Origin of the sequence: Pseudomonas donghuensis (assembly GCF_000259195.1) — a bacterium.
GTDB lineage: Bacteria > Pseudomonadota > Gammaproteobacteria > Pseudomonadales > Pseudomonadaceae > Aquipseudomonas > Aquipseudomonas donghuensis.
This window is the reverse complement of record NZ_JH650790.1, coordinates 19,450-33,803: the sequence shown is the minus strand read 5'-3', so window position 1 is coordinate 33,803 and position 14,354 is coordinate 19,450. Positions and strand designations below refer to the sequence as shown.

Sequence of the window (14,354 nt, the reverse complement as noted above, 5' to 3'; positions counted from 1 at the left end):
TACGCAGGTAGGGGTTTTGTCTTTCTGGCTGTTGCACAACACAGTCAGGCTCCCCGAGCATGATAAGGTTTCCCCCTGCCCGCACAGCCTCAAGGATGCCCAATGCCGCACGCAAACCCACTCATACCAGGTTTCATGGTGGTTCACGGCAACCGCCTGGATGAACTGCGCAGCCTGGTGGTGAGCTGGATGCGGCGTTACCCGCTGGCACCGTTGGAAAACGAAATCGCCCTGGTGCAAAGCAACGGCATCGCCCAGTGGCTGAAGCTGGCCTTGGCCGAAGACCCTCAAGACGACGATCAAGGCGGCTGCGGTATCGCCGCCGCAGTCGAGGTGCAGCTGCCCGGCAGTTTCATGTGGCAGCTGTACCGCAAGGTGCTGGGCCGCGAAGAAATCCCCGAGGTATCGCTGCTCGACAAGGCGCCGCTGACCTGGCGTTTGATGCGCCTGCTGCCGGAGGTCATCGACAAACCGCACTTCGAGCCCTTGCAGCGCTTTCTCACCGACGACAACGACCTGCGCAAGCGCTACCAGTTGGCCGAACGCCTGGCCGACCTGTTCGACCAATATCAGGTGTATCGTGCCGACTGGCTCAAGGACTGGGCAGCCGGTCGCCATGTGCTCAATACCGCCCGTGGCGAATCAAAACCACTGCCGCCCGCCAACTGCTGGCAGGCCGAATTGTGGCGCGCCTTGCTGCTGGATGTCGGAGAAGAGGGCATGGCCCAGAGCCGCGCCGGTGTCCATCAACGCTTCATCGAGCGCATCAACAGCCTGGAGCAGGCACCGCCTGGCTTACCGTCACGGGTTATCGTTTTCGGCATTTCCTCGCTGCCCGCCCAGGCGCTGGAAGCGCTGGCCGGCCTGGCTCGTTTCAGCCAGGTGCTGCTCTGCGTGCACAACCCCTGCCGTCATCACTGGGCCGACATCGTTGCCGACAAGGACCTGCTACGTCATCAATACAAGCGCCAGCAGCGCAAGCAGGGCATGCCCAGCCTGATCGACGCCGAAACCCTGCACCAGCACGCTCATCCCTTGTTGGCCGCCTGGGGCAAGCAGGGCCGCGACTACATCAACCTGCTCGACAGCTATGACGACCCTGGCAGTTATCGCGCAGCCTTCAGCGACGGGCGCATCGACCTGTTCAGCGACAACGAGCCCAAGAGCCTGCTCAACCAGTTGCAGGACGACATTCTTGAATTGCGTCCGCTGGCTGAAACCCGCGAGCGTTGGCCAGACGTCGACCCAGGCAAAGATCGCTCGGTACGTTTCCATGTCGGCCACAGCCCGCAGCGTGAAGTGGAAATCCTCCACGACCAGTTGCTCGCCCGTTTCAGTGCCGACCCGACGCTGCGCCCCCGTGACATCATCGTCATGCTCCCGGACATCAATACCTATGCGCCGCACATCCGCGCCGTGTTCGGCCAGCTGGACCGCAACGACCCACGCTTCATCCCCTTCACCCTGACCGACCAGGGCCAGCGTGGCCGCGACCCGCTGCTGATTGCCCTGGAACACCTGCTGAAGTTGCCCGACAGCCGTTTCGCGGTCAGCGAGATCCTCGACCTGCTGGATGTGCCCGCCTTGCGTGCGCGCTTCGCCATCAAGGAAAGCGACCTGCCAACCCTGCACCGCTGGATCGAAGGCGCCGGTATCCGCTGGGGGCTGAACGCCGAGCAACGCGCCGGCCTCGGCTTGCCGGCAAACCTCGAACAGAACAGTTGGCGATTCGGCTTGCGACGCATGCTGCTGGGGTACGCCGTCGGTGTCGGTGAAGGGTGTGATGGTATCGAGCCATTCGATGAAATCGGCGGCCTGGATGCTGCCTTGATCGGCCCGCTGGTGGCCTTGCTCGACGCTCTGGAAATCGCCCACGAACAACTGTCTCAAGCGGCAACGGCGGCCGAGTGGGGTGAGCGCCTGCATGCCTTGCTGCAAGTGTTCTTCTTCGCAGAAACCGAGCATGACGACTATCTGCTGGTGCAACTGCAGACCTTGCGTGAAACCTGGTTGCAGACCTGTGAATCAGTCGGCCTGCAAGACTTGCTGCCGCTCACCGTGGTGCGTGAAGCCTGGTTGGCCGGGCTCGACCAGGGCCGCTTGTCCCAGCGCTTTCTTGCCGGTTCAGTGAACTTCTGCACCCTGATGCCGATGCGCGCAATCCCGTTCAAGGTGGTCTGCCTGTTGGGCATGAACGATGGCGACTATCCTCGTGCGCAACCGCCGCTGGACTTCGACCTGATGGGCAGTGACTACCGTCCGGGTGATCGTTCGCGGCGTGAGGACGACCGTTACCTGTTGCTCGAAGCGCTGCTTTCGGCCCGTGACCAGCTGTACGTCAGCTGGGTCGGGCGCAGCATCCGCGACAACAGCGAACGCCCGGCCTCGGTGCTGATCGGCCAGTTGCGCGACCACCTGGCTGGCGGTTGGCGTCTGGCCGGCGCTGCCGCTGGCGGCAAGCTCAATGCCGGTGAGCAGTTGCTGCATGCCCTGACCGTGGAGCATCCATTGCAGCCCTTCAGTGCGCGCTACTTCCACAAAGGCAGCGGCCTGTTCAGTTATGCCCGCGAGTGGCGCACGCTGCATCTGCCTGACGAACAACAGCTCAAGCCAGAGGATGAGCTGCCGCCGTACAGCAGCGATGAACCGCTGACCCTGACCTTGCTGCAGGACTTTCTCCGCCATCCGCTTCGGCACTTTTTCAGCCAACGCTTGAAAGTGTTCTTCGAGTCGGTGGAAGCGCCGTTGGCCGATGAAGAGCCGTTTGTGCTCGATGCCCTGCAGCGCTACAGCCTGAGCGAAAGCCTGCTGGCCGCAGCCCTGGCCGACCCGCAAGACAGCGAGCGGGCACTGACCACCCAGGCCCGGCGTTTGCAGGGCTACGGGTTGTTGCCGCTGGCAGGCTTCGGAGATTGCCTGCAGGCCGAACTGATCGAGCCGTTGCCCGGCGTGCTGCAGCGTTATCAACAGTTGCTGCAGCAATGGCCGATGCCTGTGGACAACGCCCTGCCAATCCGTTTCGAGTACCGCCAGCTCAAGCTCGAAGGTTGGTTGGGCCGGGTCTATCAGCGTGAAGATGATTCGCTGCTGAGCATCACGACCTTGCCCAACGGCATCAGCAATGGCCGCACCCTCAAATGGCACCGTCTGACGCCGACCTGGGTCATGCACCTGGCGGCCTGTGCGGTTGGCCTGAAGCTGCATAACGCGGTGGTCGCCACCGACATCACCCTATTGCTCGCGCCCCTGGAGCAGGCCCGCGCCGCCGAGCTGCTGGGTGATCTGTTGCTGGCCCGCCAGGCCGGTATGAATGCGCCCCTGCCGGTAGCCGTCAAGACCGCCTTTGCCTGGCTGGCCCAGAGCGATCCAGACAAGGCCCTGGCCGCGGCGACCAAGGCTTACGACGGCGATGGCCAGAATACCTTTGGCGAGCGCAGCGAAAGCACCGCGCTGGCCCGGCAGTTCAGCGATTTCGCGGCACTCAGTGCCAGTGAAGAGTTCGAAGGCTGGTGCGAAGCCCTGTACCGCCCGATGTTCGAAGCGCCCTGGCAGACGCTGGGCAAAGAGGAGAGCGCTCGATGAGCCTTGCTGTTGCCCCAGCCCCCCTGGCCCTGACCTTTCCCCTGCACGGCAGTCAGCTGATCGAAGCCAGCGCCGGGACCGGCAAGACCTTCACCATCTCGGCGCTGTACCTGCGCCTGGTGCTTGGTCATGGCGGCGAGCAGGGCTTTGGCCGCGAGCTGTTGCCACCCCAGATCCTGGTGGTGACCTTCACCGACGCCGCTACCAAGGAACTGCGGGAGCGTATCCGCACCCGCCTGGCAGAAGCCGCGCGCTACTTCCGTGGTGAATTGAGCGAAGCCGATCCCTTGCTCCAGCAACTGCGCGATGACTATCAGCCGTCGCTGCGGGCCGCCTGTGCCAACCGCCTGGATATGGCCGCGCAGTGGATGGACGAAGCCGCGGTATCGACCATCCACAGTTGGTGCCAGCGCATGCTGCGCGAGCATGCCTTCGACAGCGGCAGCCTGTTTACCCAGACCCTGGAAACCGACCATAGCGACCTGCTGGGCCAGGTCATGCGTGATTACTGGCGACGCTTCTGCTACAGCATGCAGGGCGATGCGCTGGCCTGGGTACGCACCCATTGGGTCAGCCCTGAAACCTTGCTGCCCCGGGTGCGCGCGCTGTTCGGGCGCCAGCACATCGACAGCAATGAAGAAGAGCCGCAGGCGCTGATCGACGCGGTGCTGGAGCAACGCGCTGAATTGCTGCGCACACTCAAGGCGCCCTGGGCGCAATGGTCCGGCGAGTTGCTGCAGATCTGTCGTGAGGGCCTGGCCGCCAAGCAGGTCGACGGGCGCAAGATGCAGGCGCGCTACTTCGAGCCCTGGTGTGAAAAGCTCAAGGCCTGGGCCGAGGACGATCAGGCGTTGGAGCTGGACCTGGGTACCGGCTTCAGTCGCTTTACCCGCGCCGGCATGGCTGAAGCCTGGAAGGGCGAAGCGCCAAGTCACCCGGCATTGCAGGCAATGGAAGGTTTGCGTGATCAGCTCCAGGGGCTGCCCACTCCCGATGCCTGTCTGCTCGAACATGCCGCCGCCTGGGTTGGCGCACGCTTCGAACAGGAGAAACGCCGCCGCGCCGAGATGGGTTTCGACGACATGCTCCTGCGCCTCGACCATGCGCTGCATGGCGATGCTGGCGAGCGCCTGGCCGGGCTGATCCGCGAGCAGTTCCCGGTGGCACTGATCGATGAATTCCAGGACACCGACCCGGTGCAGTACCGGATCTTCCAGCGCATCTACCGGATTGAAGAGAACGTTCGCGACACCGGCCTGTTCCTGATCGGCGACCCCAAGCAGGCGATCTATGCCTTCCGCGGCGCCGACATCTTCACCTACCTGGGGGCACGACGGGCCACGGCCGGGCGCCTGCACAGCCTCGATACCAACTACCGCTCAAGCCAGGCCATGGTCACGGCGGTCAACCATGTGTTCATGCAGGCCGAAGTGCGCGAGCAGGGGCGTGGCGCCTTCCTGTTTCGCGACGGCAGCGACAACCCGGTGCCGTTTCTCGAGGTCAAGGCCAAGGGCCGTAGCGAGCAGTTGCAGGTCGATGGCTCGCCGGTACCCGCACTGAATCTCTGGCAACTGAGCAGTGAAGAGCCGGTGTCCGGCGCCGTTTATCGCCAGCAACTGGCCGCCAGCTGCGCCAGTCAGATCGTCGCCCTGCTCAATGGCGGGCAGCAGGGGCGCAGTGGTTTCGTTCAGGCTGATCAGCCACTGCGCGGCTGCCTGCCGTCGGACATCGCCATTCTGGTACGCGATGGCCGCGAGGCGCAGTTGATCCGAGCCGAGCTCGCGGTTCGCGATGTACGCAGCGTGTACCTGTCGGACAAAGACTCGGTGTTCGCCGCCCAGGAGGCCCATGACCTGCTGGCCTGGCTCAAGGCCTGCGCCGAGCCGGACGCCGAGCGCCTGCTCAAGGCCGCGCTGGCGAGCATCACCCTCAACTTGCCGCTTAGCGCCCTGGCACAATTGAACCAGGATGAGCGGGTCTGGGAGCGCTGGGTCATGCAGTTCCGCCAGTACCGGCTGATCTGGCGCAGCCAGGGGGTGTTGCCGATGCTGCGGCGCCTGCTGCACGACTTCGACCTGCCGCAGGTGTTGATCGCCCGCAGCGATGGCGAGCGGGTGCTGACCAACCTGCTGCACCTGGCCGAGCTGCTGCAACAGGCGGCTACCGAGCTCGATGGTGAGCAGGCGTTGATTCGTCATCTGGGCGAACACCTGGCCAGTTCCGGGCAGGCCGGCGAGGAGCAGATCCTGCGCCTGGAAAGCGATGAGCAACTGGTCAAGGTGGTGACCATCCACAAGTCCAAGGGCCTGGAGTATCCCTTGGTGTTCCTGCCCTTCATCTGCACCAGCAAGCCGGTGGATGGCTCGCGCTTGCCACTGGCCTGGCACGACAGCGAAGGCCAGGCACACCTGACCCTGACCCCGGATGCCGACCAGATCGCCCTGGCCGACGATGAGCGCCTGGCCGAGGACTTGCGCCTGCTGTACGTGGCACTGACCCGCGCCCAGCATGCCTGCTGGCTTGGTGTCGCCGACCTTAAGCGTGGTACCGGCAAGACCTCGACCTTGCACCGTTCGGCCCTGGGTTACCTGTTGGGCGGCGGCAGCGCCTTGCCAGCCTCGACCCAGTTGGGCGATTGGCTGCAGGCTTTGCAATCCGGTTGCCCATCCATCGCCAGCATCGCTTTGCCAGTGCCCGATGAACAGGCCTACAGCGCCCCACGCAACCAGACCGAACTGCTGCCCGCACGCCAGCCCAAACGCCGGGCTGCGGAAAACTGGTGGATCGCTTCCTACAGCGCCTTGCGTATCGGCGAAGAGGCCATGACCCTGGCGGCCGACAGCTCCCAGGCGCAACAACTGCTTGATGACGAGCGGCCCGATCTGCAGCAGTTGCGTGAAGTCATGCCCGGCAGCGGTGATATTCATCGCTTCCCCCGTGGGCCGAACCCCGGCACCTTCCTCCACGGCCTGCTCGAATGGGCCGGGCATGAAGGTTTCGCCCAGGTCAGCGCTGCCCCCGAGCAATTGACCCGTACCGTTGGCCAGCGCTGCAACCGCCGCGACTGGACCGGCTGGATCCCGACCCTCAGCAAATGGTTGCAGCAATTGCTCGAGCAACCCATGGCCCTGGCGCCTGACAGTTCGCCGTTGTCCTTGAGCCAGTTGGACCAGTACCAGATTGAAATGGAGTTCTGGTTTGCCAGCCACAAGGTCGATGTCGGCAGGCTCGATCAACTGGTGTGCGAATACACCCATCAGGGCGTCGCACGCCTGGCCGCGCAACCGGCGCTGCTCAATGGCATGTTCAAGGGCTTTATCGACCTGGCCTTCGAACATGACGGCCGCTACTACGTGGCGGACTACAAATCCAACTGGCTCGGCCCTGATGACCAGGCCTACAGCGAACTGGCCATGGAAGGGGCAATCCTCAGCCACCGCTACGACCTGCAGTACGTGCTCTACCTGCTTGCCCTGCACCGCCAGTTGCGCGCACGGCTACCCGGTTATGACTACGACCGGCATGTCGGCGGCGCGCTGTTCATCTTCCTGCGCGGTGTCGATTCGGCATCCCGCGGCTTGTATTTCGCCAAGCCACCGCGTGAGCTGATCGAGCAGCTCGACGCCCTGTTCCGCGGTGTCAGCACCCCGCAACAACACGACCTGTTTCTCGGAGACGCACCATGAGCCGTAGCCTCGACGACCTGTTGCCGACGCCGCTGGATGCCCGCCACCTGGCGGCGCTGGAGCCGTTGGGCAAGAGCGCCGACCTGCTTGCCTTGCTTGATCGCTGGGTCGAACGGGGCTGGCTGCGTGCGCTGGATCGTGCCTTTGTGAGTTTTCTCGGCGAGCGCGACCCGGGCGGCGAACCCCTGGTGTTGCTGGCGGCGGCCCTGGCCAGCCATCAACTGGGCCATGGCCATGTGTGCCTGGACCTGGGCGAAACCCTGGCCGAACCGGATTTCGCCCTGTCGCTTCCGCCCGAAGGCGATGCCCTGGCCGGGCCGTTGCTGTTGCCATCGCAACTGCTTGAGCGCCTGGCGCTCGACACCTGGCTGCAGCAACTGAGCCGCAGTCGCCTGGTGGCCCATGGCGGCAGCGATGAAGACAGCGCGCGCCCGCTGGTGCTCAACGGCCAGCGCCTGTACCTGCGCCGTTATTGGGCCTACGAGCGGCGGATCGACAACGCCTTGCGCGAGCGCCTGCAGCAGGTCGAGCCAACCCCGGTGGACCTTTGCGCGCGGTTGGCGCAACTGTTCGACGGCGGTGCGCCCACTGGCCAGGTGGATTGGCAAAAGCTCGCTTGCGCCCTGGCTACGCGCAGCGCTTTCAGCATTATCACCGGCGGGCCGGGCACCGGCAAAACCACCACGGTGGTGCGTTTGCTGGCTTTGCTGCAAGCGCCCGCCGTCGAGGCCGGCCGCCCGCTGCGCATCCGCCTGGCAGCGCCGACCGGCAAGGCCGCCGCGCGCCTGACCGAATCCATCGGCCAGCAGGTCGAGCGCCTGGCGGTGGCCGCCGAGGTTCGTGAGAACATTCCCACCGACGTCTCCACCGTCCACCGCCTGCTCGGCAGTCGCCCGGGCTCGCGGCATTTCCGTCACCATGCCGGTAACCCGCTGCCGCTGGATGTGCTGGTGGTCGACGAAGCCTCGATGATAGACCTGGAGATGATGGCCAACCTGCTTGGCGCCTTGCCACCTCACGCACGCCTGGTGCTGTTGGGCGACAAGGACCAGCTGGCCTCGGTGGAGGCCGGTGCGGTATTGGGTGACCTGTGCCGCGATGCCGAAGCCGGGCGCTATAGCCCCGAGACGCAGGCCTGGCTGGAGCAGGTCAGTGGCGAAGCCCTGGCCGCCAGCGAGCTGCTGCCTGGCAGCGCCGGGCAGTATCCCCTGGCGCAGCAAGTGGTGATGTTGCGCTACTCGCGGCGCTTCGGCGAAGGCAGTGGCATCGGCCAGCTGGCGCGCCTGGTCAACCGCCAGGATGCCGAACAGGCACGGGCCCTGCTCAACCAGAAGCAGGACGATGTGTTTGCCCTGAGCCTGCGCGGCGAGCAGGATCGCAACTTCGATCGCCTGCTGCTCGAAGGCCTGGGCCGCGGCAACGCCGGGCCCCAGGGCTATCGCAGCTACCTGCAGACCCTCCGCCAGCAGCGCCCGCCACTCGGCACGCCGGTGGAGGATCCGCGTTGGGAGACCTGGGCCATGCAGGTGCTGCAAGGCTTCGAGACCTTCCAGTTGCTCTGCGCCGTGCGCAAGGGGCCCTGGGGTGTCGAGGGCCTGAACCAGCGGGTTGGCCGGGTACTCGGCGCCGCCGGGCTGATCGACAGTGAACAGCCCTGGTATGAAGGCCGTCCGGTGCTGATGACCCGCAACGACTACGGTCTGGGCCTGATGAATGGCGATATCGGCATCGCCCTGCGCCTGCCGGACGAGCAGCATGACGGGCAGCACGTGCTGCGCGTGGCTTTCGCCCGCAACGACGGGCACGGCGGTGTGCGTTTCGTACTGCCCAGCCGCCTCAACGAAGTCGAAACGGTATTCGCCATGACCGTGCACAAGTCCCAGGGCTCGGAGTTCACCCATACTGCGCTGGTGCTGCCGGACGCCCTGAACCCGGTGTTGACCAAGGAGTTGATCTACACCGGTATCACCCGGGCCAAGACCTGCTTCAGTTTGATCGAGCCGCGCCAGGGCGTGTTCGAGGACGCGGTGCGGCGCAAGGTCAAACGGATCTCCGGGCTGATGCTGGAGCAGGTATAACCACGGCGATTCGGCCTTTTACCGGATCATCGGCGGGCTGCTGCCTCGCTGGAAAATCGGCCTCTGTGCTATCGTTGCGGCATCATCCTGCATGGTCTTAAGAGATTTCCTTCATGAATCTGGCCGCCCCGACATCGGGACGCGTGAGGAGCCTGACGCGTTCGCTGCTGACCGCATTGTTGTTGCTGTTCGCGTCGCAGGCCGGTGCCGAGGCTGGATCCACTTCGAACTTGGCCGAGCAGCGGGCCAAGGCCGTCACCCAGGTGGTGCTGGGTATCCTCAGCTATGCACGCTGGCCGGTTGAACCGGTGCAACTGCGCTTGTGCCTGATCGGCCCGACCGAATACGCCGACGACCTGGTCAAGGGCACTACCCAGGCCACCGGCCGCCCGGTACAGGTGCGCCGCTTGCTGGCCGACGACCCGCGTATCGCCAATGAATGCGATGCGATTTATATCGGCAAGCTCAGCCAGGACGAACGCGCCCGGCTGTTCACTGCAGTGAGCGGCCATCCGGTCCTGAGCATGAGCGAAGCCGACGACCCGTGCACGGTTGGCAGCCTGTTCTGCCTGCGGGTCAGCGACCGCCAGGTGGCCTTTGACGTCAACCTCGACTCGGTGGCGCGCAGCGGCGTGCGCATTCACCCCAGTGTGCTGCAGCTATCGCGGCGACGGGCGGCGCAACCATGATTGGCTTTGGCAAGGGGCGCGAGCGCCCGACCCTGCGTGCCGTCCTCGGACGCCGCCACCTGAGCGTCGCGCTGCTGGCGGTCGGCCTGGCCGGCGTTTCCCTGACCGTGCTCGGCGTATTGGCCTTGCGCGTGTACGCCAATCACAACCTGCACCTGATTGCCCGTTCGATCAACTACACCGTGGAAGCGGCGGTGGTGTTCAACGATGCCGGTGCGGCCAACGAGGCGCTGGCACTGATCGCCACCACTGAAGAGGTGGCCGATGCCAAGGTTTTCGATGATGACGGTGTACTGTTGGCCCGCTGGCAGCGCAGTGAGAGCGGCTTGCTGGCGCAGACCGAGCAAGTGATTGCCCGCAGCCTGCTGGAAGAACCGATCGTCTTGCCGGTGCTGCACCAGGGCCAGCAGGTCGGGCACATTGAACTGGTGGGCCAGGGCGGTAGCCTGGTGCGCTTCCTGCTCAGTGGCCTGGCCGGCATCCTCCTGTGCACGGCACTCAGTGCTTTTAGCGCCCTCTATCTGTCGCGGCGGATGTTTGGCGATATTGTCGGGCCTCTGCGCAGTCTGGCCAATGTCGCTCATGCCGCGCGCCGCGAACGTAGCTTCGACCGCCGTGTGCCAGCGGCGCAGATTGCCGAGCTCAATGAACTGGGCAATGACTTCAACGCCCTGCTTGACGAGCTGGAGTCCTGGCAAAGCCACCTGCAAAGCGAAAATGAAAGCCTTGCCCACCAGGCCAGCCATGACAGCCTTACCGGTCTGCCGAACCGGGCGTTTTTCGAGGGCCGCCTGAGCCGCACCCTGCGCAATGCCGACAAGCACCAGGAGCATCTGGCACTGTTGTTTCTCGACAGTGACAACTTCAAGGAGGTGAACGACAGTTTTGGCCATGCCGCGGGCGATGAAGTGCTGATCAGCGTAGCCATGCGGGTGCGCGCGCAACTGCGCGAGAATGACTTGGTTGCCCGTCTGGGTGGGGACGAGTTCGCGGTGCTGCTGGCGCCGCTGCACACGCGCGAAGATGCCTTGCGCATTGCCGAGAAGATTGCCGCCAGCATGAAGTTGCCGATCCGCCTGAGCGAAGGGCGGAGCATCATTACCTCGCTGAGTATCGGCATCGCCTATTTCCCCGATGACGGCCGCAGCCCGTCAGATCTGCTCAATGCCGCCGATGCGGCGATGTATCAGGCCAAGCGCAACCTGCGCGGGCAGGGGCAAATGGCAGAGACGGAGCGCTCTGCCCATCACGTAAAAAACAGGAGCTGAACCGTGATTCACCTGAGCCAACGTCTACGTTTTCACGTTATCTGCCTGGTCCTGGCGCTGTTCGCCCTGGGCGGTTGCCAGAGCGTGCCGCCCAAGGGCCTCACTGCCGAACAGATTGCCTTGCTCAAGCAAGAGGGCTTCCAGCTCACCGATGAAGGCTGGGAGTTCGGCCTGTCGAGCAAAGTGCTGTTCGGCAGCGATGTCGACACCCTCAACGCCCAGAGCCGGAGCATTGTCGAGCGCATTGGCAAGTCGCTGCTGTCGGTGAACATCCAGAGCGTGCGCGTCGATGGCCACACCGATGCTTCGGGCCGCGCCGCTTACAACGAGCAGTTGTCCACGCGCCGGGCACAGAGCGTGGCCAAGGTGCTGATTGCGATTGGCATGCGTGCCGAGAACGTCGAAACCCGTGGCCTGGGCAGCAGCGAGCCGGTGGCCAGCAACGACACCCGCGCCGGACGCCTGGAAAACCGCCGGGTGTCGATCGTGGTCGCCTCCGACTGAATCAGTCGGCAAAGCTCATCGTGCGCGATTCGCCCATCAGCAGCGGGGTGTTGCGCTCGGTGACATTGCGGATGTAATCCCATAGCAGGGTAATCCGCTTCAGTTTCCTCAAGTCTTCGCGGCAGTACATCCAGAACTGCCGGGTAATCGCCACCTCCTCCGGCAGAATCGCCACCAGGCGCGGATCCTGCGCGGCCAGAAAACACGGCAGGATCGCCAGGCCGCGCCCCTGCTGGGCCGCGACGTACTGGGCGATCACGCTGGTGCTGCGCAGGTTGGCGCTGGCGGCCGGGATCAGGTTGGCCAGGTACAGAAGCTCGGAGCTGAAGGCCAGGTCGTCGACATAGCTGATGAACTGATGCCGGGCCAGGTCGCTGCTGCGGGTGATCGGCTCGTGGCTGTCCAGGTATTCCTGGGTCGCGTACAGGCGCAGGCGGTAGTCGCACAGCTTGCAGCATACGTACGGCCCATGTTCCGGGCGCTCCAGGGCGATGACGATGTCGGCCTCGCGCTTGGACAGGCTGATGAAGTGCGGCAGCGGCAGGATGTCCACCGAGATCGCCGGGTAGGCGTCGACGAAATGGCTCAGTTGCGGGGTGACAAAGAAGCTGCCGAAGCCCTCGGTGCAGCCCATGCGCACATGCCCCGACAGCGCCACGCCGGAGCCCGACACCTGTTCGCAGGCCATGTGCAGGGTGCTCTCGATCGACTCGGCATAGCTGAGCAGGCGCTGGCCCTCGGCGGTAAGGACAAAGCCGTTGGTCCGTGATTTTTCGAATAGCAGGGTGCCCAGTGCCACCTCCAGCGAACTGATCCGCCGCGACACGGTGGTGTAGTCGACACCCAGTCGTTTGGCCGCGCTGCTGGCCTTGCGGGTGCGCGCCACTTCGAGAAAGAACTTCAGGTCATCCCAGTTCAACGACCCCAGGGAAGTGATGTTTTTTTGCATGTTGGTCCGGCTTTTATGTGCGTTCTTATTAGATGTTTGCACATCTATACTCCAAAAAAGCCCTGGACCCAAGCGCCCGCTGTGGCTGACCCGGCGGCGTCGATCTCTCCCTAACAACAATTTCAGGAGAACGCACATGAACGCATCCCTTACTTCCGGCCAGACCAAGGTCGAGCAGGTCAAGCTGCTGATCGATGGCCAATGGGTCGAATCGAAAACCAGCGAATGGCGTGATGTGGTCAACCCGGCCACCCAACAAGTGCTGGCCCGTGTACCCTTTGCCACCGCCGAAGAAGTCGACGCCGCGATTGCCGCCGGCCAGCGTGCGTTCAAGACCTGGCGCGACACCCCGATCGGCGCGCGCATGCGCATCATGCTCAAGCTGCAGGCGCTGATCCGTGAACACTCCAAGCGCATCGCCGTGGTCCTCAGCGCCGAACAGGGCAAGACCATCGCCGACGCTGAAGGCGATATTTTCCGCGGCCTGGAAGTGGTCGAGCATGCCAGCAGCATCGGCAGCCTGCAGATGGGCGAATTCGCCGAGAACGTCGCCGGTGGCGTCGATACCTATACCCTGCGCCAGCCGATCGGCGTTTGCGCCGGTATCACCCCGTTCAACTTCCCGGCGATGATCCCGCTGTGGATGTTCCCGATGGCCATCGTCTGCGGCAACACCTTCGTGCTCAAACCGTCCGAGCAGGACCCGCTGTCGACCATGATGCTGGTGGAGCTGGCAATCGAAGCCGGTGTGCCGGCCGGCGTGCTCAACGTCGTCCATGGTGGCAAGCAGGTGGTCGATGCCCTGTGCACCCACAGCGATATCAAGGCCATCTCGTTCGTGGGTTCCACCGAAGTCGGCACCCACGTCTACAACCTGGCGAGCCAGCACGGCAAGCGTGTGCAGTCGATGATGGGGGCCAAGAACCACGCGGTGGTGCTGCCGGACGCCAACCGCACGCAAACCCTCAACGCCCTGGTCGGTGCCGGTTTCGGGGCGGCCGGTCAGCGCTGCATGGCCACCTCGGTGGCGGTGCTGGTGGGCAAGGCCCGCGAGTGGCTGCCGGAGCTCAAGGAGCTGGCCTCCAAGCTCAAGGTCAACGCCGGTAGCGAGCCGGGCACCGATGTCGGCCCGCTGATTTCCAAGCGCGCCAAGGAACGGGTGCTGGGCCTGATCGAAAACGGCATCAAGGAAGGCGCCACGCTTGAGCTCGATGGCCGCGAGGTCAGCGTGCCGGGCTACGAGCAAGGCAACTTCGTCGGCCCGACCCTGTTCTCCGGGGTGACCACCGACATGCAGATCTACACCCAGGAAATCTTCGGCCCGGTACTGGTGGTGCTGGAAGTCGACACCCTCGACGAAGCCATCGCCCTGGTCAACCGCAACCCCTTCGGCAACGGCACCGGCCTGTTCACCCAGAGCGGCGCGGCGGCGCGCAAGTTCCAGACCGAGATCGACGTCGGCCAGGTCGGCATCAACATCCCGATTCCGGTGCCGGTACCGTTCTTCAGCTTCACCGGCTCGCGCGGCTCCAAGCTCGGCGATCTGGGCCCGTACGGCAAACAGGTGGTGCAGTTCTACACTCAGACCAAGACCGTCA

8 protein-coding genes are annotated in these 14,354 nt (G+C 64.4%); 7 read left to right on the top strand and 1 reads right to left on the bottom strand.

The features are described 5' to 3' along the window. Window positions 1–102: 102 nt before the first annotated feature. From recC to yfiB, 6 genes are all read left to right on the top strand, one after another. Window positions 103–3,582 (top strand): exodeoxyribonuclease V subunit gamma, encoded by a 3,480-nt coding sequence (gene recC / locus UW3_RS0125755; RefSeq protein ID WP_010226936.1) that lies wholly within the window; start codon window positions 103–105, stop codon window positions 3,580–3,582. After that, the gene (recB, locus tag UW3_RS0125750; RefSeq protein WP_010226933.1) at window positions 3,579–7,268 is read left to right on the top strand and encodes an exodeoxyribonuclease V subunit beta; all 3,690 of its coding nucleotides are present in this window, start codon (window positions 3,579–3,581) and stop codon (window positions 7,266–7,268) included. The genes recC and recB overlap by 4 nt, the downstream gene beginning before the upstream one ends. Then, window positions 7,265–9,346: an exodeoxyribonuclease V subunit alpha gene (gene recD / locus UW3_RS0125745; RefSeq protein WP_010226932.1), complete on the top strand. Its 2,082-nt coding sequence runs from the start codon at window positions 7,265–7,267 to the stop codon at window positions 9,344–9,346. The genes recB and recD overlap by 4 nt, the downstream gene beginning before the upstream one ends. 113 nt (window positions 9,347–9,459) lie before the next feature. After that, window positions 9,460–10,035, top strand: a complete 576-nt coding sequence (gene yfiR, locus UW3_RS0125740; RefSeq protein ID WP_010226930.1) for a regulatory sequestration protein YfiR — start codon at window positions 9,460–9,462, stop codon at window positions 10,033–10,035. Then, on the top strand, window positions 10,032–11,303 hold the full coding sequence (dgcN, locus tag UW3_RS0125735) for a diguanylate cyclase DgcN/YfiN (RefSeq protein ID WP_010226927.1): 1,272 nt from the start codon (window positions 10,032–10,034) through the stop codon (window positions 11,301–11,303). The genes yfiR and dgcN overlap by 4 nt, the downstream gene beginning before the upstream one ends. A gap of 12 nt (window positions 11,304–11,315) precedes the next feature. Continuing rightward, a complete protein-coding gene (gene yfiB, locus UW3_RS0125730) occupies window positions 11,316–11,807 on the top strand; it encodes an outer membrane lipoprotein YfiB (RefSeq protein WP_026001547.1) in 492 nt (163 codons plus the stop codon). Between the two features lies 1 nt (window position 11,808). On the opposite strand, the gene UW3_RS0125725 is transcribed toward yfiB, so the two are convergent. Further along, the gene (locus UW3_RS0125725; protein ID WP_010226925.1) at window positions 11,809–12,756 is read right to left on the bottom strand and encodes a LysR family transcriptional regulator; all 948 of its coding nucleotides are present in this window, start codon (window positions 12,754–12,756) and stop codon (window positions 11,809–11,811) included. Window positions 12,757–12,892: 136 nt separating this feature from the next. Here UW3_RS0125725 and UW3_RS27760 point away from each other — a divergent pair. Further along, window positions 12,893–14,354, top strand: a 1,462-nt coding sequence (locus UW3_RS27760) for a CoA-acylating methylmalonate-semialdehyde dehydrogenase (protein WP_010226924.1), incomplete at its 3' end; no start/stop codon positions are given.

Bases quoted from the DNA above. Each gene is read 5' to 3' on its own strand.
- recB (WP_010226933.1), top strand. From the start codon at position 3,579: ATGAGCCTTGCTGTTGCCCCAGCCCCCCTGGCCCTGACCTTTCCCCTG.
- dgcN (WP_010226927.1), top strand. From the start codon at position 10,032: ATGATTGGCTTTGGCAAGGGGCGCGAGCGCCCGACCCTGCGTGCCGTC.
- recC (WP_010226936.1), top strand. From the start codon at position 103: ATGCCGCACGCAAACCCACTCATACCAGGTTTCATGGTGGTTCACGGC.
- UW3_RS0125725 (WP_010226925.1), bottom strand. From the start codon at position 12,756: ATGCAAAAAAACATCACTTCCCTGGGGTCGTTGAACTGGGATGACCTG.
- recD (WP_010226932.1), top strand. From the start codon at position 7,265: ATGAGCCGTAGCCTCGACGACCTGTTGCCGACGCCGCTGGATGCCCGC.
- yfiR (WP_010226930.1), top strand. From the start codon at position 9,460: ATGAATCTGGCCGCCCCGACATCGGGACGCGTGAGGAGCCTGACGCGT.